This window comes from uncultured Jannaschia sp., from assembly GCF_947494025.1.
Classification (GTDB): Bacteria; Pseudomonadota; Alphaproteobacteria; order Rhodobacterales; family Rhodobacteraceae; genus Jannaschia.
This window is the reverse complement of the sequence record NZ_CANLTQ010000003.1, coordinates 72,152-92,157: the sequence shown is the minus strand read 5'-3', so window position 1 is coordinate 92,157 and position 20,006 is coordinate 72,152. Positions and strand designations below refer to the sequence as shown.

At 70.1% G+C, this 20,006-nt stretch carries 19 protein-coding genes and 1 pseudogene; 8 read left to right on the top strand and 12 right to left on the bottom strand.

Annotation, left to right across the window (positions count from 1 at the left end; genetic code table 11):
* Nucleotides 1-8: 8 nt before the first annotated feature.
* From Q1B08_RS07025 to Q1B08_RS07005, 5 genes are all read right to left on the bottom strand, one after another.
* The gene (locus Q1B08_RS07025) at nt 9-1,034 is read right to left on the bottom strand and encodes a TRAP transporter substrate-binding protein (protein WP_299816560.1); all 1,026 of its coding nucleotides are present in this window, start codon (nt 1,032-1,034) and stop codon (nt 9-11) included.
* 83 nt (nt 1,035-1,117) lie between these two features.
* Nucleotides 1,118-3,178 (bottom strand): hypothetical protein, encoded by a 2,061-nt coding sequence (locus Q1B08_RS07020; RefSeq protein WP_299816558.1) that lies wholly within the window; start codon nt 3,176-3,178, stop codon nt 1,118-1,120.
* A 9-nt stretch (nt 3,179-3,187) separates the two neighbouring features.
* Nucleotides 3,188-5,884, bottom strand: coding sequence for a DUF4159 domain-containing protein (locus tag Q1B08_RS07015; RefSeq protein ID WP_299816556.1), 2,697 nt, complete (start codon nt 5,882-5,884; stop codon nt 3,188-3,190).
* Nucleotides 5,881-6,765: a DUF58 domain-containing protein gene (locus tag Q1B08_RS07010; protein ID WP_299816554.1), complete on the bottom strand. Its 885-nt coding sequence runs from the start codon at nt 6,763-6,765 to the stop codon at nt 5,881-5,883. Before Q1B08_RS07010 ends, Q1B08_RS07015 begins: the two co-directional genes overlap by 4 nt.
* Nucleotides 6,762-7,763, bottom strand: coding sequence for a MoxR family ATPase (locus Q1B08_RS07005; RefSeq protein ID WP_299816552.1), 1,002 nt, complete (start codon nt 7,761-7,763; stop codon nt 6,762-6,764). Before Q1B08_RS07005 ends, Q1B08_RS07010 begins: the two co-directional genes overlap by 4 nt.
* A gap of 69 nt (nt 7,764-7,832) precedes the next feature.
* On the opposite strand from Q1B08_RS07005, the gene Q1B08_RS07000 reads away from it, so the two are divergent.
* Nucleotides 7,833-8,399: a DUF1285 domain-containing protein gene (locus Q1B08_RS07000; protein WP_299816550.1), complete on the top strand. Its 567-nt coding sequence runs from the start codon at nt 7,833-7,835 to the stop codon at nt 8,397-8,399.
* 54 nt (nt 8,400-8,453) lie between these two features.
* Here the strand turns inward: Q1B08_RS07000 and Q1B08_RS06995 are convergent, their stop codons facing one another.
* The 7 genes and pseudogenes from Q1B08_RS06995 to Q1B08_RS06965 form a co-directional block, all read right to left on the bottom strand.
* Nucleotides 8,454-8,981: a redoxin domain-containing protein gene (locus Q1B08_RS06995; RefSeq protein ID WP_299816549.1), complete on the bottom strand. Its 528-nt coding sequence runs from the start codon at nt 8,979-8,981 to the stop codon at nt 8,454-8,456.
* Nucleotides 8,982-9,034: 53 nt separating this feature from the next.
* A complete protein-coding gene (locus Q1B08_RS06990; protein ID WP_299816547.1) occupies nt 9,035-9,568 on the bottom strand; it encodes a pseudouridine synthase in 534 nt (177 codons plus the stop codon).
* Between the two features lie 103 nt (nt 9,569-9,671).
* A pseudogene (locus Q1B08_RS06985) lies at nt 9,672-9,929 on the bottom strand (cation transporter); the annotation flags it as partial.
* Between the two features lie 76 nt (nt 9,930-10,005).
* Nucleotides 10,006-10,833 (bottom strand): manganese catalase family protein, encoded by an 828-nt coding sequence (locus tag Q1B08_RS06980; RefSeq protein WP_299816545.1) that lies wholly within the window; start codon nt 10,831-10,833, stop codon nt 10,006-10,008.
* Between the two features lie 74 nt (nt 10,834-10,907).
* A complete protein-coding gene (polA, locus tag Q1B08_RS06975) occupies nt 10,908-13,715 on the bottom strand; it encodes a DNA polymerase I (protein WP_299816543.1) in 2,808 nt (935 codons plus the stop codon).
* 76 nt (nt 13,716-13,791) lie between these two features.
* Nucleotides 13,792-14,466 carry a hemolysin III family protein gene (locus tag Q1B08_RS06970; protein WP_299816541.1) on the bottom strand — a complete coding sequence of 225 codons (675 nt, stop codon included), beginning with the start codon at nt 14,464-14,466 and terminating at the stop codon, nt 13,792-13,794.
* A gap of 137 nt (nt 14,467-14,603) precedes the next feature.
* Nucleotides 14,604-14,816: a zinc-finger domain-containing protein gene (locus Q1B08_RS06965; RefSeq protein ID WP_299816539.1), complete on the bottom strand. Its 213-nt coding sequence runs from the start codon at nt 14,814-14,816 to the stop codon at nt 14,604-14,606.
* 110 nt (nt 14,817-14,926) lie between these two features.
* On the opposite strand from Q1B08_RS06965, the gene Q1B08_RS06960 reads away from it, so the two are divergent.
* The 7 genes from Q1B08_RS06960 (at nt 14,927) to Q1B08_RS06930 (ending at nt 19,881) form a co-directional block, all read left to right on the top strand.
* Entirely contained in the window at nt 14,927-15,856 is a 930-nt protein-coding gene (locus Q1B08_RS06960; protein ID WP_299816537.1) for an ABC transporter ATP-binding protein, read from the top strand.
* 64 nt (nt 15,857-15,920) lie between these two features.
* On the top strand, nt 15,921-17,096 hold the full coding sequence (locus tag Q1B08_RS06955) for an FAD-binding oxidoreductase (RefSeq protein WP_299816535.1): 1,176 nt from the start codon (nt 15,921-15,923) through the stop codon (nt 17,094-17,096).
* A gap of 63 nt (nt 17,097-17,159) precedes the next feature.
* Nucleotides 17,160-17,321 (top strand): DUF1328 family protein, encoded by a 162-nt coding sequence (locus Q1B08_RS06950; protein ID WP_299650521.1) that lies wholly within the window; start codon nt 17,160-17,162, stop codon nt 17,319-17,321.
* A 38-nt stretch (nt 17,322-17,359) separates the two neighbouring features.
* On the top strand, nt 17,360-18,166 hold the full coding sequence (gene trmD, locus Q1B08_RS06945) for a tRNA (guanosine(37)-N1)-methyltransferase TrmD (RefSeq protein WP_299816533.1): 807 nt from the start codon (nt 17,360-17,362) through the stop codon (nt 18,164-18,166).
* Nucleotides 18,167-18,287: 121 nt separating this feature from the next.
* Nucleotides 18,288-18,677 (top strand): 50S ribosomal protein L19, encoded by a 390-nt coding sequence (rplS, locus tag Q1B08_RS06940; RefSeq protein WP_299816531.1) that lies wholly within the window; start codon nt 18,288-18,290, stop codon nt 18,675-18,677.
* A complete protein-coding gene (gene rpmE, locus Q1B08_RS06935) occupies nt 18,674-18,895 on the top strand; it encodes a 50S ribosomal protein L31 (protein ID WP_299816529.1) in 222 nt (73 codons plus the stop codon). Before rplS ends, rpmE begins: the two co-directional genes overlap by 4 nt.
* A gap of 176 nt (nt 18,896-19,071) precedes the next feature.
* Nucleotides 19,072-19,881: a division plane positioning ATPase MipZ gene (locus Q1B08_RS06930; protein ID WP_299816527.1), complete on the top strand. Its 810-nt coding sequence runs from the start codon at nt 19,072-19,074 to the stop codon at nt 19,879-19,881.
* Nucleotides 19,882-20,006: the final 125 nt, after the last annotated feature.

The following is a 20,006-nucleotide window of genomic DNA, read 5'->3' as shown; positions in this document are numbered from 1 at the left end:
GACGGCGCTCAGCGGTCGCCGGCCTGCACCAGGGCACGGGCATCGTCGATCAGCTTCTGCCCATCGATGCTGCGCGCATCCATTCCCGCGACCCAGGCCTTTCGGACCGGCTCCGCCGCCGCGACCCAGGGTTCGAGCGCATCGCCCCGCACCGTGACGACAGAGTTGCCCGCCGCGACGGCGGCCTCCCGCTCGGGCGCGTCGGCGGCGGCCTGCGTCTCGCCGGCGAAGATCGAGAAGTCGAGGCCGGAGTTATCGTCGATGACCTGCCGCAGATCGTCGGGCAAGCTCTCGTAACGGTCCCGATTCATCGCCAGCACGAAGGTCAGCGTGTAGAGCATCGGACCCTCGAACTCGGTATGGTGCGTCACGAGCTCGGGCACGCGGAGCGAGCCGGTCACTTCCCACGGGATGGTCGTCCCGTCGATCACGCCCTTCGACAGCGCCTCGGGCACGGCCGGTACCGGCATTCCGACCGGCGTGGCGCCCAGCGTTTCGAGCATCGTATTCACGATCCGGGACGGCCCGCGGACCTTCATGCCGCGCAGGTCGGATGGGGTGGCGACCTCCCGGTCGGCATGGATCACCCCCGGCCCGTGCACCCATGTCGCGAGAAGGCGGACACCTGCGAACTCCTCCTGCATGTCGCGCTCGTAGAGCTGCCAGAACGCGCCGCTCGCCGCCCCGGCGTCCGACACGAGGAACGGCAACTCGAACACCTCGGCACGGGGAAAGCGGCCGGGCGTGTAGCCGGTGGCCGTCCAGACGATGTCGGCCACCCCGTCGATCGCCTGATCCATCAGCTCCGGCGGTCGACCGCCGAGCTGCATGGACGGGTAGCGGTCAATCTCGATCCGCCCGGCGGACGCCGCCTCGATCCGGTCGGCCCAGACGTCGAGGATGAGGCGCGGCACGTTGGCCTCGGCCGGGAGGAACTGGTGCAACGTCAGCGTCACTTCCTGCGCGGCGGCGGGCGGGCCGGCGAGCGCCAGCACGAGAGCAACCAGAAGCGCGCGTCCCCGTTCGATCGGCATCGTTCCGTTCCCCCGTCGTTCCGGCCCGCGCGGAACACACCAGAAAACCGCCGCGATGCAAGCCCGAATGCGCGATCCCCAGTCTAGCGGCGCCCTTCGCGCAGCCACGCCCCCGTGGCGAGTCCGGCCGCGAGGAGCAGGAACAGCCAGGCGGGCACGAGCGACAGGACGCGAATGTCGGCGGTCAGATAGGCGTTCCGCGGCGTCCAGCCGATCCAGCCGCGTCCGGCCGCGTTGCGGCCCTCGCGCACGGAGCGCAGGTCGGGCGCTCCATCCTCGAGCGCGATCGCCCCGCCCTCGCGGGCATCGATGGCGGGGGCGAGGACCTCCTCGGTCGCGATCGTCTCCACGAATTCGCGCGGCGCGGCAGGGCCAAGTCCGATCACCGCGGTCATGTCGCCCTCGACCATGCGGTAGAGGCCCTGCGCCTCGCCCTCGAGGCGCCCCACATGGCGGCCCGGCGCTTCCTCCGTCAACTCCAGCACGCTTTCGGCGCCGTCCGGCGCGGTCACGGTCACGACGCCCGGCGCATCGCCCAGCGTGCGCCGCGTCACCGTGATCTCCTGCCCGAGCGCCTCCGCGGTCAGCGCCTCCTCCTCCAGCTCGGGTTCCTGCATGAGCCAATGGGCGAGCCGGCGCAGAAGTTCCGCCTGCGGCCCGCCGCCTTCGAAGCCGCGGTCCCAGAGCCAGACATGGTCGGAGCCGAGCAGCGCCACGCGTCCCGCGCCGACGCGGTTCAGCACCAGAAGCGGCTCGCTCCCGGCCCCCTCCATCAGCGTGTCGCTGTCGGGGGCGGCCTCGACCTGCACCTGCCGGAACCAGCGGCCCCAGGGCGCGCCGTCCTCGCCGTAGTCGCGGGGCAGGCCCTCGGTCACCGGGTGCTTTTCGCCGATTTCCGAGATCGCCGGCTCGAACCCCTCGTCGAGAACGATCGCCGTGGGCGCGGCCGGCAGGATCGGGGCGAGGGGCGAGCGGAAGATGCTGTCGGCGGTGGCGAAGTCCGGACCCGCCGCGACCAGCATCGCGCCCCCTTCCTCCACATAGCGGCGCACGTTGTCAAGATAGATCGACGGCAGGATGCCGCGCCGCTGGTAGCGGTCGAAGATGATGAGGTCGAACTCGTCGACCTTTTCGGAGAACAGCTCCCGCGTCGGGAAGGCGATCAGCGACAGCTCCGTCACCGGCACGCCGTCCTGCTTGCCGGGCGGGCGCAGGATGGTGAAATGCACGAGGTCGACCGCGCTGTCGGCCTTCAGGAGGTTGCGCCACGTCCGCTGACCTGGATGCGGCTCCCCCGAAACGAGCAGGACACGCAGCCGGTCGCGCACGCCGTTGATCTGGATCACGGCGGCGTTGTTGCGGGCGGTGAGCTCGCCCTCGGCCTCGGGCACGGTGAACTCGATGACGTTGAGCCCCCCGTGGGGCAGCGCCACCGGCAGCTCCAGATCCTGGTTCACGGGAATCGTGTAGGTGCGTGGCTCGCCCCCGTCGACGGCCAGAACGATCTCCGCCTCGTCGCCCATCGCGGGGGGCACGTCGCCCTGATCCTCGATGCGGAGCGTGATCGTGAACTCCTCGTCGAGGATGGCGAAGCTGGGCGCGTTCGACACGACGAGGCGGCGGTCCCAGTCGCTGTCGCGCCCGGTCCGCAGGAGGTGCAGGGGCGCCGGCAGGTCGGGGGCGAGCTCCGCGTCGTGAACGCGCCCGTCGGAGATGATCACGGCTCCGGCCACCCGGTCGCGCGGCACGTCGGCCAGCATTTCCGACAGCGCCCCCATCACGAGCGTGCCGCTGTCGCCCGCGCCGTCGCCGACCCGCGCGACACGGGTGTCGAGCCCGTCGCCCCGTGCCTCTTCCAGCAGATCGGCCAGCGCCGCCTCGGTCTGGCCGGGGCGGTCGGCGATCCGCTGGCTCGCGCTCTCGTCGACCGCGACGAGCAGGATGTCGGAAAGCGGCTCGCGATCCTCGGTCTGCAGGCTCGGGTCGAGCAGCGCGACCACGAGCGCCAGTGCGGCCAGCGCGCGCAGCCACCAGCCGGGCAGGCCCCGGAACGCCGCGAGCAGGCACACGGCCAGCGCCGCGAAACCGACCGCCGCGACGAGCGGCCAGGGCAGCATGGGATCGAGAAGGATCTCGCGGGCCATCGAGGCCTCCTAGTTTCCGAGCCGGTCGAGCAATGCGGGAACGTGGACCTGGTCGGATTTGTAGTTGCCCGACAGGACGTGCATCACGAGGTTGACGCCGAAGCGGTAGGCGATCTCGCGCTGCCGTTCGCCGGCGAAGCCGCGCCCCACGGGCAGCGCCGGAAGGCCGTTCGCGTCCACCGCCCAGGCCGCGGCCCAGTCGTTCGCGCCGATGACCACGGGCGTCACGCCGTCGTTGAGGTTGCGGAACGGCATGCCCTCCACCGGCTCCTCCGGCGGGGCGGCCTCGACCCAGACATCGTGGGAATTGTAGCGACCGGGATAATCCTGCAGCAGATAGAAGGACCGCGTCATCACATGGTCCGCCGGCAGCGGCTCGAGCGGCGGAATGTCGAGCGGCGCGGCGAGCTCGCGCAGATGCACCGCAGCCGGCGAGGAGGAGCCGAAGCCCCCGATATCGGCGTCGCGCGTGTCGAAGACGATCATGCCGCCGCCGCGCAGGTAGCGGTTCAGCCGGGCATAGGCCTCGTCCGACGGGATCGGCTGATCCTCGGTCACGGGCCAGTAGAGGAGCGGAAAGAAGGCGAGTTCGTCGGATTCCAGATCGACGCCGCGCGGCGCCTCCGGCTCGACCGAGGTGCGTTGCAGCAGGACGTTCGACAGGCCCCGGAGCCCCGCGTCGGAGGTCGCGTCGAGTTGCGCGTCGCCGGTTCGGACATAGGCCAGCGATACCTCGCCCGGGAAAGGCGTCCCGTCCTCCTGCGCGCGCGCTTCGGGCGGCGCGACGAGGAGCAGCCCGGCCAACGTCGCGACGGCGCCGCGGCGGAGGCGTCCGCCGAGAAGGAGGGTCGCCAGCGCATCGACAGCGAGAAGCACGAGGCTCGCGGCAAGGAAGAACGGCATCAGGTCCGTCTCCTCCGCGCGTTCGAGACCCTCCACGACCGTCCCCGCCGGCCAGACGGACGGCGCGAGTTCCGCCTCCGCGTCGAGGACGTTGAGGGCGAGGCTCTGCCCCGGCCCCTCGTAGATCCCGGGCGGCAGGTCGGCGGAGGGTTCGGGGTCCACGAAGCGCTCGCCCGCGATGCCGCCGAGATTGCCCGCATCCCGCGCCGTGCCGAACCCGTCGAGCACCACGCGTGGCGCCCAGGTCGTGCCCTCCAACGCCTCGGCCGACAGCGCGGCCGGGCGGGTGGAGACGGCGAGCCGCTCCAGCATCTGCACGAACAGGCCGGACAGCGGCAGGGTCGACCATTCGGCGTTGGCGGTGACATGGAACAGGACGACCTGCCCCTGTCCCAGCGACTTGCGCGTCACGAGCGGCGTGCCGTCGGCGAGCGCGGCGAGCGTGCGGTCCGCGAGCGTGGGGTCGGGCTGCGCCACGATCTGGCTCGACACCGTGACCTCGCCGGGGATCTCCAGACCGTAGAAGGGCGAGGTCTCGTCGAAGGGCCGCAGCGTCTTGGGCTCGCCCCAGCTCAGCGCGCCGCCGACCGAACGCCCGCCGGACCGCAGCCGCACCGGCATCAGGTCGCCCTCCGTGTCGCGCGACAGGTCGGAGGCGGCGAGGTTCGGCCCGGCGAAGCGCAGGAGAAGTCCGCCCGCCTCGACCCATTCGGTCACGTCGCGCGTCTCTGCGGGCGACAGGCGGGCGACGTCGGCCAGGACGAGCACGTCGGGCGCGGCCGGCAGGATCGTGGCGAGATCGCCGTCGATCAGGTCGGCCGTCGGCTCCAGCGCGCGGCGCAGGTAATAGAGGGGCGAGAGCAGATCCTGCGCCTCGTCCTCGGCCTGCGTCAGAAGCGCGATCTCGCGCCGCGACAGGCTGTCGTCGGCCAGCGTCACCGCGCCGGCGGAGCGTTCGCCCGCCACCTCGAAACGCGTCGTGCGGTTGCGCAGTTCGGGCGGCAGCGACAGCTCGACCTCGGCCTCGGTCGCGCCGGCGGCGAACTCGGCCCGCGCGACGCCGAGCTGCGTGAGCGCGCCGTTCGGCCCCGGCCCGATCGCGCGCAGCTCGACGCCGCGCTCCGTCGTGTCCCCCGCCCTCAGGGCGCGCAGCCGGATCAGCCCGTCGACATAGGTCGCGGGCGCCATCCCCAAGATCGGACGGCCGCTCTCGATCACCCGTGCGTCGATCGCGTCGCGCCCCGGCCGGTCGAGCCCGTCGGACATCCAGACAATTTCCGCCCCCCTCGTGTCGAGCGCGGACAGCGCGGCGTAGTCCGGCGCCCAGGGATGCGGTTGGATCGAGGGCAGACGCTCGACCCAGGCGGCGGCCGATTGCCAGGGCATCTCCTCCGGCAATGGTTCGGTCAGGGGCAGCACGGCGGCCAGCCGCCCGGCACGCGCGGCGTCGCGCAGCATCTGCTCCACCTTCGCCATGCGCGGGGCCCAGTCCCGGGCGGAGGCCCAACTCGCGTCCATCAACACGAGGAGCGGCCCGGTCCCCGTCCCCGCCTGACGTGGATTCAGCACGGGGCCGGCAAAGCCCACGATCACCGCGGCAAGCGCCAGCATCCGCAACGCCAGAAGCCACCAGGGCGTCGTCGCCGTCTGGCTCTCGTCGTCCTTCAGCCCGAGCAGCAGCACGATGCCGGGGAAGCGGCGGCGGACCGGCGCCGGCGGCACGGCGCGCAGCAGCCACCACAGGATCGGCAACACGATCAACGCCAGCAGCAGAAGCGGCGTGGTGAAGGCGAGCCAGCTCAACGCCGACGCTCCAGCGCGGTGTAAAGCGACAGCAGCGCGGCGCTCGCCGCCCCGTCGGTGTGGTGGAGATGGAAACGCCAGCCGGTCCGCGCACAAAGGTCGCGCAGCGCCGCCCGGCGCGTGGCGAGGCGATCGAGATACTCGTCGCGCAGACGCCCGGCCTTCAGGGTCTCGAAGCGGACGGCGCCGGACATGCTCTCGAACACGGTGCGTCCGTCATAGGGAAACGCCTCCTCGTCGGGGTCGAGCACCTGCACGAGCACCCCCGCGACGCCCCGGTCGGCGGCGGCGGTCAGCGCCTCGACCACCGGCTCGGGCGGGCCGAGGAAGTCCGACAGGAAAACCGCGCGGGAGCCCATCGGCATGACGCGCGGTCGGGGCGCGCCGTAATCGGGCACGTCGCCACCCTCCATCAGGGCGTCGGCCATGCGGATGAGCTGCGCCCGCCCGCCCCGCGCGGGCTCGGCCAAGGCGGCGAGCCCCGTCCGCTCCCCGGCCCGGACGGCGAGCACGGCGAGCGCCAGCGCCAGCGTCTGCGCCCGGCGCAGCTTGGATGGCCTCTCGCCGGCGGCGAAGCGCATGGAGGCCGCGTCGTCGACCCAGAGCATCAGCGTCTGCGCCGCCTGCCATTCGGTCTCGCGCACGAAATGGCCGTCGCTGCGCGCCGATTGCCGCCAGTCGATGCTGCGGCGGGCGTCGCCCGGCTGCGCGGCGCGGTATTGCCAGAACGTCTCGCCCGGCCCGGCGCGCTTGCGGCCGTGCTCGCCCAGAAGGATCGTCGCGGCCAGCCGTTCCGCCGCCATCAGAAGACCCGGCAGTCCCGCCGCGATCCGCTCCGAGCGCGCGCGCAGCGTCTCCGGCGTATGAAGCGTCGCGCTCAAGCGGCCCGCTCGACACGGGTGACGCGGGCCGCGACCTCGTCGATGACCTCGTCGAGCACCACGCCCTCGGCCCGCGCGGCGAAGGACAGCGCCATGCGATGGCCGAGCACCGGCCGCGCGAGCCGGGCCACGTCGGTCGAATCGGGCGCGAGCCGTCCCTCGAGCAGCGCCTGCGCCCGCGTCAGCAGCATCAGCGCCTGCGCCGCGCGCGGACCCGGGCCCCAGGCAACGTGGCGGCGCACGGCGTCGGTCGCGTCGCCGCCGTCGGGCCGGCAGGCGCGGACGAGGTCCAGGATCAGGTCCACCACCGAGTCGCCCACCGGCATGCGCCGCACCACGCCCTGCGCCGCGATCAGCGCGGCCGGGTCGAACACCTGAAAGGCCGGCGTGTCGGTGGCGCCCGTCGTGGCGAGCACGATGTCGCGCTCCGTCGCGCGGTCGGGATATTCGACATCGATCTTCACGAGAAAGCGGTCGAGCTGCGCCTCGGGGAGCGGATAGGTCCCCTCCTGCTCGATCGGGTTCTGCGTGGCCAGCACGTGGAACGGTTTCGGCAAGACGCGGGTCTGACCCGCCACGGTCACCTCCCGCTCCTGCATCGCCTGCAGCAGCGCCGATTGCGTGCGGGGCGAGGCGCGGTTGATCTCGTCGGCCATCAGGAGCTGCGCGAAGATCGGCCCCTCGATGTAGCGGAACGCGCGGGTGCCGTCGGCGGCCGTCTCCAGCACCTCGGAGCCGAGGATGTCGGCGGGCATCAGGTCGGGGGTGAACTGGATGCGGCTCCCGTCGAGGCCCATCACCGTGGCGAGCGTCTCCACCAGCCGCGTCTTGCCGAGGCCCGGCAGACCCATCAACAGCGCGTGACCGCCCGCGAGCAGCGCGGCGAGCGACAGCTCGACCACCCGGTCCTGCCCGATGATGCGGGTGGCGACCGCGCCGCGCACCTCGCCCAGGCGGGTCCCGAGCGCCTCGATCTCGCCCAGAAGGTCGTCTGCCATTGCATTACTCCCGCGCGGCTCATCTGTTAGGGGTGAGGGTATGGCTGACGGATGCGAGGTCAAAGGGCAATGGGCGGACAAGAACACGTGAACCCGTCGGCGGCGTCGGTGATGGAGGCCGCGAAGGCCGCTGCGAAAAGCAAGCGGGGACCCGCGCCCGTCCATCTCTGGAACCCGCCCTATTGCGGCGAGATGGACATCACGATCCGGCGCGACGGAACCTGGATCCACGAAGGGAGGTCGATCGGCCGGATCGCGATGGTGCGGCTTTTCGCTTCGATCCTGAAACGCGAGGGGGATCGACACTTCCTCGTCACGCCGGTCGAGAAGGTCGGGATCGCGGTCGAGGACGCGCCCTTCGTCGCCGTCGATTTCGAGGCCGGGGACGGCGCGATAACCTTCGAGACCAATCTGGGCGACCGCGTCACCGCCGGACCGGAGCACCCGATCCGGGTCGCGCTGGGCGAGGACGGGGAACCTGCGCCCTATGTCGAGATCCGCGGCGGTCTCGAGGCGCTGATCGACCGGAAGTCCTTCTACCGTCTCGTCGAGCTGGGCGAGGAGCAGGACGGCCGCTTCGGCCTGCGCTCCGACGGGGCGTTCTTTCCCATCATCGACGCGGACGCCCTGCCCTGATCTCCCGCCGGGCGCGGACCGCGCTCCGGCGGCCCGCCGACCCTGTCCGGACGCCTAGGCGGCGAGCGTGCCGCGCGGCGGGTAGTCCTTCTCGCGGATCATGTCGATCATCGACAGGAGCAGCTCGAGGTCCGGGCGCAGGAACGGCGCGCTCGACACCTCGGCCATGTAGAGCGTGCCGTCGGGCTTCACGAGGGCCAGTCCCGGCTCGCTGAACGTCTCGGGCTCCGCGTCGGTCCGGGCCTTCGACAGGTAGAGCCCCCAGTCGCGGGCCTGCGACTCGGTCAGCGCGTAGCCCATCGGGATCGGGTCCAGACCCCAATCCTCGTGCGCCTCCGTGGCCTTTTCGTGCGTGTCCATCGAGACGTTGATGATCTCGACGCCCTTCGAAAGGAACGCGTCGTAGCGGCCGCGCAGATCGCTCAGGAAACTCTTGCAGATCGGGCAATGCAGGCCCCGGTAGAACACGATCATCGTGAAGGCGTCCGGGTTTTGCTCGGACAGCTCCCATTCCGCGCCGATGATGAGGTCGAGCTTCAGCGCGGGGGCGGGTTGGCCGGGGACGGGTCGTTCGGTGGTCATGTCGGACTCCTTTTGCGTTGCGGGACAACAAGGGCGCGCGGACCCGGTTCCGTTCAGAGCCTGCGCCATTCCCCCGCAGGCAGGCCCTCCAGCGTCCAGTCGCCGACCGACCAGCGGACGAGGCGCAGGACCGGGAGGCCGACATGCGCGCACATCCGCCGCACCTGCCGGTTTCGCCCCTCGGTGATCGTGAGCCGGAGCCAGGCGTCGGGGACGGTCTGGCGGAGGCGCACCGGCGGGTTCCGCGGCCAGAGCCAGTCGGGCGCGGCGACCTCCGCCACCTCTGCCGGGCGGGTCGGCCCTTCCCGCAGCGTGATGCCGCGCCCGAGCCTGTCGAGCGCCGCCGCGTCGGGCCGGCCCTCGACCAGCGCGTAGTAGGTCTTGGGCGTCCGCCGCGCGGGCGCCGTGATCCGCGCCTGCAACCGGCCGTCGTCCGTCAGCAGCAACAGCCCCTCGCTGTCGCGGTCGAGCCGGCCGGCGGCATAGACGCCCGGCATGTCGATCCAGCGCGCGAGCCCGGGCCAGCGCCCCTCGTCGGTGAACTGGCTCAACACGTTCATCGGCTTGTTGAAGGCGATCAGGGTCAACGGCCGATCACCGCGACGCCGGGCGGCGATCGCCCGGCTGTTCGGTCGCGGGCGTCGCATCGGCGACGTCGAACCGTTCGCGCGGAACGGCTTCGATCCGCTCGCGGCCGGAGACGAAGGCCATCCGCGCGTCGGACGGCTTGCGCGCGATGCGTCGGGCGGCGAAGGCGATGGAGAGCGTATCCGACAGGTCGTGGACGGCGGCGGCGATCGACGCGAGGGGGCCCGACGCGTTCCCGGCAGCGATCTGTGCGACCGTCAGCCCCGGATTGATCGCGATGGCCGCAATGACTCGCCGGTCGCCCGCCTCCGGGTCGATATGGGCGCGGGAATGGCCGTGCTGGGAATGATCGCGGGGCATGACCGAGTCCTGCCACGGGCACCGGACGCCGGCAACGCGGGTGCCGGGCGGCGGCCGTCCCGCCGCCCGGATCGTCTCAGATCTGTTCCTTCTGCGCGCCGGAGCCGGGGCGCGCCTTGCCGAGGTCGGGCTTCTGGCCCAGCGGCTCCACCTTCTCTCGCGCGGTGTAGGTGCTGCGGCCGTCCATCGTCGGACCGCCATTCGTCCACACGCCCTGCGGCGTCGGCTCGTCCAGCGAGGTGTTGAGGAAATAGTAGCTGTGCTCCGTCGCCTCGTGCGCCTCCGGGGTGGAGTTCGGGATGGGAAGCGCCGCCTCGATGCCGCCCAGCTCCTCGATCACGGCCAGCCATTGCTGCTGATGCATCGTGTCCCGCGCGATCAGGAAGGACAGCATGTCCTTCATCCCGGCATCGTCGGTCATGTTATAGAGCCGCGAGGCCAGCACCCGGCCCGAGGATTCCGCCATTGCGTTGGCCAGCATGTCGGCTGCGATGTTGCCGCTCGCGTAGACGTGGCTCATGTCGAAGGGCACGCCGTTCGCGTTCACCGGCATGGCCGAAAGGCCGGACGACAGGACGTGGCGGGGGTTCATGCCGCCCATGATCGCGCCGACGACGCTGTCCTGCGCGGCGGCCTCCTGCTGCGAGAGCGGTGCCTTCTCGAGGTTGAGCGCGACGGCGTGGCCCAGAAACTCGATATGGCTGAGCTCCTCCGTCGCGGTCATCATGAGCATGTCGCGGAAGCGGGCGTCGCCGCGGGCGCCCATCGCCTGAAAGAAGTACTGCATCGCGACGCGGATCTCGCCCTCGACCCCGCCGATGGCCTGCTGAAGATACTTGGCGAAGACCGGATCGGGATTGTCGACCCGGACCTCGTATTGCAGCTTGCTGGAATGATGAAACATGATCTGCTCCGTTTGGTCATGTCGTATGCAGCATACAGACCCCCCTCCCGGACCGGCAGTTCCATTAAACTAGATTAATGCGCCGCCGCCCAGGTCGGCCCGCGGCCGGCATCGACCGTGAGCGGCACCGAAAGGTCGACGACGGGCATGTTCGCGCCCTCCATCACCTCGCGCGCCCGCTCGATCAGCGCCTCGACGTCGCTCTCGGCCACCTCGAACAGCAGTTCGTCGTGAACCTGCAACAGCATCCTCGCATCGAGATCCGCGATCGCCGCGTCCATCCGCACCATCGCCCGGCGGATCACGTCGGCGGCGGTGCCCTGGATCGGCGCGTTGATGGCGGCGCGGCGGGCGAAGCCGGCGCCCGGACCCTTGGCGTTGATCTCGGGCGTGTGGATGCGGCGGCCGAACAACGTCTCGACCCGGCCATGCTCCTTCGCGAAGCGGATCGTATCGTCCATATAGGCGCGGATGCCCGGAAAACGCTTGAAATAGGTGTCGATGAAGGCCTGCGCCTCGTCGCGCGGAATCCGCAGGTTCCGCGCGAGGCCGAAGCCGGAGATGCCATAGATCACGCCGAAATTGATCGCCTTGGCCTGGCGGCGCACCTCGGGCGTCATCTCCGCGAGGGGCACGCCGAACATCTGGCTCGCGGTTGTCGCGTGGATGTCCTGCCCCTCGCGGAAGGCCGCCTTCAATGCGTCGATCCCGGCCACGTGGGCGAGGATGCGCAGCTCGATCTGGCTGTAGTCGAGGCTCACCAGGACCCGCCCCTCGGGCGCGACGAAGGCCTCGCGGATGCGGCGCCCCTCCTCGGACCGGATCGGGATGTTCTGCAGGTTCGGATCGGTCGAGGCGAGCCGTCCCGTATTCGCGCCGGCGATGGAATAGGAGGTGTGGACCCGCCCCGTCTCGGGGTGGATGTGGGTCTGCAGCTTGTCGGTATAGGTCGACTTCAGCTTGTCGATCTGCCGCCAGTCGAGGATGAGCCGCGGCAGGTCGTGCACCGTGGCCAGATCCTCCAGCACGTCGGCCCCGGTCGCGTAGGCGCCGGTCTTGGTCTTCTTCGCGGGCTTGCCGTCGGGCAGGGTGAGGCCGAGCTCGTCGAACAGCACCTCGCCCAGCTGCTTCGGGGAGCCGATCTTGAACGCCCGCCCCGCCTTCTCGGTGATCTCCTCCTCCAGCGCGGCCATCTTCTGCGCGAAGGCGCCCGACATCCGGCTCAGCACGTCCCGGTCGACCAGCACGCCCGCCATCTCCATCCGCGCGAGCACGGGGACCAGCGGCCGCTCCAGCGTCTCGTAGACCTGCGTCACGCGGGCGGTGTGGAGCCGCGGCTTCAGCATCCGCCAGAGCCGCAGCGTCACGTCCGCGTCCTCGGCGGCGTAGGGGGCGGCCTTCTCGATGGCGACGCGGTCAAAGGTGACGGCGGACTTGCCCGTCCCGATCAGCGTCTTGATCGCGATCGTCTGGTGGTTGAGGTAGCGGTCGGCGAGCAGGTCCATCCCGTGCGCATGGAGCCCGCCATGCTGCGCGTAGGAGAGCAGCATCGTGTCGTCGATCGGGTCGAGGGCGATGCCCTCCCGCGCGAGGATCTTCCAGTCGTATTTCAGGTTCTGGCCGATCTTGAGGACGCCCGGATCCTCCAGCATCGGCTTCAGCATCTCGAGCGCGCGGGCCTTCGGCATCTGCCCCTCCGCCAGCGCGTCGCCCGCGAAAAGGTCGCTGTCGCCGGTGCGGTGCGCGAGCGGGATGTAGCAGGCCACGCCCGGCTCGGTGGCGAGCGAGATGCCCACGAGGTCCGCCCGCATCTCGTCGAGCGAGGTCGTCTCGGTGTCGACAGCGACGTGACCCTTTCGCGCGATCCGGTCGAGCCAGGCCTGCAGCCCCGCCTCGTCGCGCACCGTCTCGTAGGTCTCGTGGTCGATGATCGGGTCTTCGGTCAGCTCCGGCGCGGTCGCGTCCGGCGCGCTCTCCGGCGCGGCGGGGGGCGTCCGGTTCAGACGCTCCGCGATGCGCCGGGTGAGCGTGCGGAACTCCATCCGGTTCAGGAAGTCGAGGAGCCGCTCCGGATCCGCGTCGCGGATCTCTAGATCGTCGAGCCCGAACGCGAGCGGCGTGTCGCAATCGAGCGCGACCAGCCGCTTGGACGTCTCGATCTGCGCGCGGTATTCGAGCAACGTCTGCCGGCGCTTGGGCTGCTTGATCTCCCCGGCGCGGTCGAGAAGCGCCTCGAGCGAGCCGAACTCCTGTATCAGCTGCGCGGCGGTCTTGATGCCGATGCCCGGTGCGCCGGGCACGTTGTCCACGCTGTCGCCGGCGAGCGCCTGCACGTCCACGACCCGGTCGGGACCGACGCCGAACTTCTCGAACACGCCGTCCGCGTCGATGCGGCGGTTCTTCATCGGGTCGAGCATCTCCACCCCGTCGCCGACGAGCTGCATCAGGTCCTTGTCCGAGGACAGGATCGTGACCCGCCCCCCGGCCTCCCGCGCGCGGCAGGCAAGCGTGGCGATGATGTCGTCGGCCTCCCACCCCTCCATCTCCTCGCAGGCGATGTTGAAGGCGGCCGTCGCTTCGCGGGTGAGCGGGATCTGCGGGCGCAGATCCTCGGGCATCTCCGAGCGGTTGGCCTTGTAGAGGTCGTACATATCGTTGCGGAAGGTGTGGCTGCCCTTGTCGAAGATCACCGCCACATGGGTCGCCGCGTCCGCGCCGGAATTGCCCTCCACGTAGCGGTCGAGCATGTTGCAGAACCCCGCAACGGCCCCGATCGGCAGATTGTCGGACTTCCGCGTGAGCGGCGGCAGGGCGTGGAAGGCGCGGAAGATGAAGGCCGAGCCGTCGATCAGGTGCAGGTGGTGGCCCTTGCCGAATGTCATCGCGCGTTCCTCCGGGAGTTGATCGGGCACGTCATGCCACGAACGCCGGGGGGGTGCCACCGCGCGGGTGGCCGCGTCAGGCGGCTCGCGTCGCCAGGACGTGCAGCAGGATCGCCACGAAGAAGATCACCGAGGCCGCGACCACGAAGCCGTGCCAGATCGCGTTGTGGAACCTGAGTCGATCGAGGACGAGGAACGGCGTGCCCAGCGAATAGAGGATGCCACCCGCGAGCATCAGTGCGAAGACCGGCCACGAGGTCGTGGCAATGACCTCCCCGCCGCCGATCAGCACGGCCCAGCCCATGCCGAGCCCGATCCCGATGGAAAGCGCGGTGGAGCGCCGTCGCCGCAGAAAGGCCGTGGCCGTCGCCACGACCGCGACCGTCCACATCACGGCGAGGAACGTCGTTCCTGTGCCCGACAGGAGCGCGAAGGGCGTCACCGTCCCTGCGATCTTGAGGTAGATGGCCGCCAGATCGAGGCGGCGCAGCCGGTCCTTCCAGGCGGGATTGCCGACATGGTTGTAGGCCAGCGATGCGGAAAGCATCGCGATCAGCGTCGCGCCGTAGACCGAGACCGCGGCGATGCCGAGCGCGTCGCCGCGCAGCGTGGCGGTCAGCGTGATCAGCGTCGGCACGGCCGCCACCGCGAGCACGAGCCCGGCAAGGTGAACCACGGCATCGCTCCGCAACTCCAGCGGATCGTAAACGCGGGCGACGTCGTCCAGCTGGCGTTCGGGGCAGTCGGTCATGCAGGCGATCATAGCGCGGATCCGTTCACCGTTTCATAACGCATCGAGGAATCAACGCTGCGTCATGCCGAAGGCGACGCGTCGTGATCCTCACGATTAAGAAACGATTAACGCGTGTCGCGCGGATTGTTTCCGCCTTAGTGTCCGCCGCCACCCTCGAGCTCGAAGCGCTTGTCGCAATAGCCGCAATCGACGAAGCCGATCTGCGGGTCGATCGTCAGCCAGACGCGGGGATGGCCCAGCCCCGGTTCGCCCCCGTCGCAGGCCACGCGCAACGAGGTGACCTTCTCCACCTCGGGCGGCGGCAGGTCATGCTGTCGGTGCGGATAGCGCGGGGTTCCGTGGGTCATGTCCGGGCCTCGGGGGTCGCTGGGTTGTCGCTGGGTGGAGGCCGCAATAGGTGGGCCGTCACCGGCTTATGCCTGAGCGGCCGGGGCACGCGCAACACCCGGAGCCCGACATGACGAACGCCATCGAGATCGAAGCGCTGCGGAAGGTTTATGGCGGCGACAAGAAGTCCCCCGCCAAGGAGGCGCTGAAGGGCCTCGACCTCACGATCCCGACGGGCAGCATCTTCGGATTGCTCGGGCCGAACGGGGCGGGCAAGTCGACGACCATCAACATCATGGCCGGGCTCGTGCGCAAGACCTCCGGCAAGGTCCGCATCTGGGGCTTCGACCAGGACCGGAACCCGCGCCAGTCCCGCGCCGCCATCGGCGTCATGCCGCAGGAGCTGAACCTCGACCCGTTCTTCACGCCGGAAGCCGCGCTGGAAGTGCAGGCCGGGCTCTACGGCGTGCCGAAGCGCGACCGGACGACGGCGGAGATCCTCGACCTCGTCGGACTTGCCGACAAGGCCGATGCCTATGCCCGCACGCTGTCCGGCGGCATGCGACGGCGGCTGCTGCTCGCCAAGGCCCTCGTCCACCATCCGCAGATCCTCGTCCTCGACGAGCCGACGGCGGGCGTGGACATCGAACTCAGGCAGATGCTGTGGCGCAACGTCCGCATGCTCAACCGCGAGCGCGGCATGACGATCATCCTTACCACGCACTACCTCGAGGAGGCGCAGGACATGTGCGACGAGATCGCCATCATCGCCGAGGGCGGGCTGGTGGCGCGCGACCGGACGGAGAACCTCCTCAACCGCCTCGACCGCAAGACCATGGTCATCGTCCCCGAGGAGGAGCCGGAGGCGTTCGACCTGCCCGAGGGGGTGGAGCTCGAACGGCGCCCGGGCGGCGCGCTCGCGCTTTCCTACGGTCGCGAGACCGTGTCGGCCGAGCGCCTGCTCGCGGCGATCCGCACCGCCGGCATCTCGATCCGCGACATGCGGACCGAGGAGGCCGACCTGGAAGACGTCTTCGTCTCGCTCACGCATCGCGACTAGCGCATCGGGGAAGCTTGCACGCGCGCGCGTGACAGGTAGCGTCGTGCCGGAAGGAGTCGTTGCCATGTCCGAACGCGTCGTGATCGTCGGGGGGGCCATCATGGGCTCCTCGCTCGCCTGGTGGCTGACCGAGCTGGGCCATCCGCCCGGTTCGGTGACCGTGGTCGAACGCGATCCGTCCTATGAGGCCAGCGCCACCGCCTTCACCAACAGCTGCATCCGCCAGCAGTTCGGCAACCCCCTCAACGTCGCGATCAGCCAGTTCGGCGTCGAGTTCCTCAAGACCTTCCGGGAGCGGATGGGCGACGACCGCGTGCCGCCGATCCACCTCCACGCCTTCGGCTACCTTTATCTCGCGGCCGACGAGGCGAAGGCCGAACGGCTGCGGCAAGCGCATGCGGTGCAGGTCGCCGCCGGGGCGGGCACGCGGCTGATGGCGCCGGAGGAGATGGCGGCGCGCTGGCCGTTCTACGACATGAACGGCATCCTTCTCGGCTCGCACGGCACGCGGGACGAGGGCTATTTCGACGGCACCACCATGTTCGAGTGGTGGCGCCGCCTCGCGCGCGAGCGGGGCGTTACCTATCTCGACGGCACCGTCACGGGCATCGATACGCGGGGCGGCCGGGTGCGAGGCGTCACTCTCGCAAGCGGCCGCACCCTGCCCGCCGACATCGTGGTCGACGCCGCCGGCACGCGCGGGGCGGAGGTGGCGCGGATGGCCGGACTCGACCTGCCGGTGGAGCCGAGGAAGCGCTACACCTGGGTGTTCGAGGCGGAACGGCCGCTGGAACAGGACCTGCCGCTCACCATCGACCCGAGTGGCGTCCATGTCCGCACCGACGGGGCCCTCTACATGGCCGGCTGCACGCCCGCGACCGACCCGGCGGTCGATCCCGACGACTTCGCCGGCGAATGGGACCTCTGGGAAGAGCATGTCTGGCCTATCGTCGCCACCCGCGTCCCGGCCTTCGAACGCATCCGGGTCAAGCGGTCCTGGGTCGGGCATTACGACCTGAACGTGCTCGATGCCAACGCCATCGTGGGGCCGCATCCCGAACTTCCGGGCTTCGTCATCCTCAACGGCTTCTCGGGCCACGGGCTGCAGCAATCGCCCGCCATGGGCCGCGGCGTCGCCGAATGGATCACGACCGGCGGCTACCAAACGCTGGACCTTGCGCCCTTCGCGCCGGACCGGATCCTCAGGCAGCAGCCGTTTCCCGAACTCGCGATCATCTAGCCGACCTCGGAACCCGCGGATCGGGCGGGACGTTGGCCGGACACGCAAGGAACGGAGACCAACATGCTCGAACTCATCCTCATCCTGCTCGCCGTCGCCGCCATCGCGGCCTTTCTCGGGATGGGACGTGTCTCCGGCATGGCCCTGACCGGCGCGAAAATCCTCATCGTCATCGCGCTCGTGATCTTCCTGCTCGTCGTGCTCGGCATCATCGCCATCGCGTGACGCTTCCGCTCGGCGCCGGGCCGTTATAGGGCCGGCGCATGAGCGACGTTCCGCGATCCCATGGCCGCAAGTCCATCCGCCCCTCCCTGCGTCCGCGCGACCTGATGGCGGACGAGGTGCTGGCAGCTGCGTGGCAGGCCCGGATCGTCACGCTCCTGCCCGATGCGTTTCCGGGCATCCTCGGACAAAGCCTTTCGGGCACCGCGCTGCGGAACGGGATCTGGTCGCTCGAGGTGACCGACCTGCGGAGCTTCGGTCTGACCCGGCACCGCAACGTCGACGACACGCCCGCCGGTGGCGGCGCCGGCCTCGTGCTGCGGCCGGACGTGGTGGGCCCCGCGCTGGAAGCGGCGCGCGGCGCCGGTCCGATGCTCTATCCCAGCCCGCGCGGGCGTCGCTTCGACCAGACCATGGCCCGCGACCTCGCCCGCGGTCCGGGGGCCACGTTCCTTTGCGGCCGGTTCGAGGGGCTCGACGAGCGCGTGATCGAGCATTTCGGCCTCCTCGAGGTCTCGCTCGGCGATTTCGTCCTGACCGGGGGTGAACTCGCGGCGCAGGCGATGCTCGATGCCACCATACGCCTTCTGCCGGGCGTGCTGGGCAACGCCGCCTCGACCGAGGAGGAAAGTTTCTCGCACGGGCTTCTGGAACATCCGCAATACACCAAACCGGCCGAATGGGCCGGGCGCGGCATTCCTGAGGTCCTGACCTCCGGTCATCACGGCCACGTCGCGGCGTGGCGCCGCGCCGAGGCGGAGCGGCTGACCCGCGAACGACGGCCCGACCTGTGGGCGGCCTACGAAGCCCGCCGCTCCCCCCTTGATCGGGGAGCGGACTCGCAGTAGGGGCTCGCATGCAACGCCCCGGTCCGCCGGGGCGCACTGCGTCGCAACAAAGAAAAGCCGTGCCGCCGTGGCACAGGACATCATCCGCGGGCAAACCGCGTCGTAGCCATAGGAGGGTCCGATGGACCTGATCGCACAGCTCGAGGCGGAGCAAGTCGCCGCGCTCGACAACAAGATCCCCGACTTCAAGGCGGGCGACACCATCCGTGTCGGCTTCAAGGTCACCGAAGGGACGCGGACCCGGGTGCAGAACTACGAAGGTGTCTGCATCAGCCGCAAGCATGGCGGCGGCATCGCCGGCTCGTTCACCGTGCGCAAGATCTCTTTCGGGGAGGGCGTGGAGCGCGTTTTCCCGCTGCACTCGACCAACATCGACGAGATCACCGTGGTGCGCCGCGGCCGCGTCCGCCGCTCCAAGCTCTACTACCTCCGCACCCGCCGCGGCAAATCGGCCCGGATCGTGGAGCAAACGAATTACCGTGCCCCGAAGACCGAAGGAGAGGCGTCGTGAAGAAGGATCTGCATCCCGAATACCACACGATCGACGTGAAGCTGGTCGACGGCACGGTCATCCAGATGCGCTCGACCTGGGGCAAGGAGGGCGACCAGCTCTCGCTCGACATCGACCCCAGCGTGCACCCGGCCTGGACCGGCGGCACCTCCCGCCTGATGGATACCGGCGGCCGCGTGTCGAAGTTCAAGAACAAGTACGCCGGCCTCGGCTTCTGAGCCAGCCACCCGCGCGACCGACCGACGCCGTCCCCCCCGGGGCGGCGTCTTTCGTTCGGACCGCGACGTATTTGTCATCGGCCGGGCTTTTCCGAACCCGTCACACGGTCGGTTTCTGGGCATCGCCACGCCTGCCGCATAAGACGGGCGCGCGGACGACGACCGGGGATCGCGGCATGGCGCACATCATCGTGTTCGGCAACGAAAAGGGCGGCTCCGGCAAGTCCACTTCCTGCATGCACACCGCGACCGCGCTCTCCCGCTCCGGGCAGCGGGTCGGCGCGCTGGACCTCGACCTGCGGCAGCGCACCTTCACGCGCTACCTCGAGAACCGAACGGACTACGCCGCGAAGAACGACATCGCGCTGCCGACGCCACGCGCGACGGGTCTGCCGAAAGTGGACCGGGCGGAGATCGACGAGGGCGAGAGTCCGTTCGACAAGTCCCTCGGTCTCGCCGTCGCGGAGCTCGAGGCGGATTGCGACTTCATCGTCATCGACTGCCCCGGCAGCCATACGCGACTGAGCCAAGTCGCCCACAGCCTCGCCGATACGCTGGTCACGCCCCTGAACGACAGCTTCGTCGATTTCGACCTGCTCGCCCGGATCGAGCCGGAGACGGGCCGGATCCTCGGTCCCTCCGTCTATTCCGAGATGGTGTGGCACGCCCGGCAGCTGCGCGCGAAGGCCGGGCTGCGCGCCATCGACTGGATCGTGCTGCGCAACCGCCTCGGCGCGCAGGAAATGCACAACAAGCGCAAGATGGGCCAGGCGCTCGAGGAATTGTCGAGCCGGATCGGCTTCCGCGTCGCACCCGGCTTCTCGGAGCGGGTCATCTTCCGGGAGCTGTTCCCGCGGGGCATGACGCTGCTCGACCTGCGCGACATCGGCATCTCCAACCTCAACCTGTCGAACATCGCCGCCCGCCAGGAGGTCCGCGACCTTCTCCGGGCGCTGAACCTGCCCGGCGTGGACGTCGCGTTCTGACGAAAGCCTGGCCCGAAGCCGGTTGACCTCTTGGCGGACCCTTGCAACGTTTCGTGCGAACCCTCGAACAAACACGGGTTTGTAACAGGCCGCTAGGACATGGTGCCGCCTTCGGTCGCCGCCGG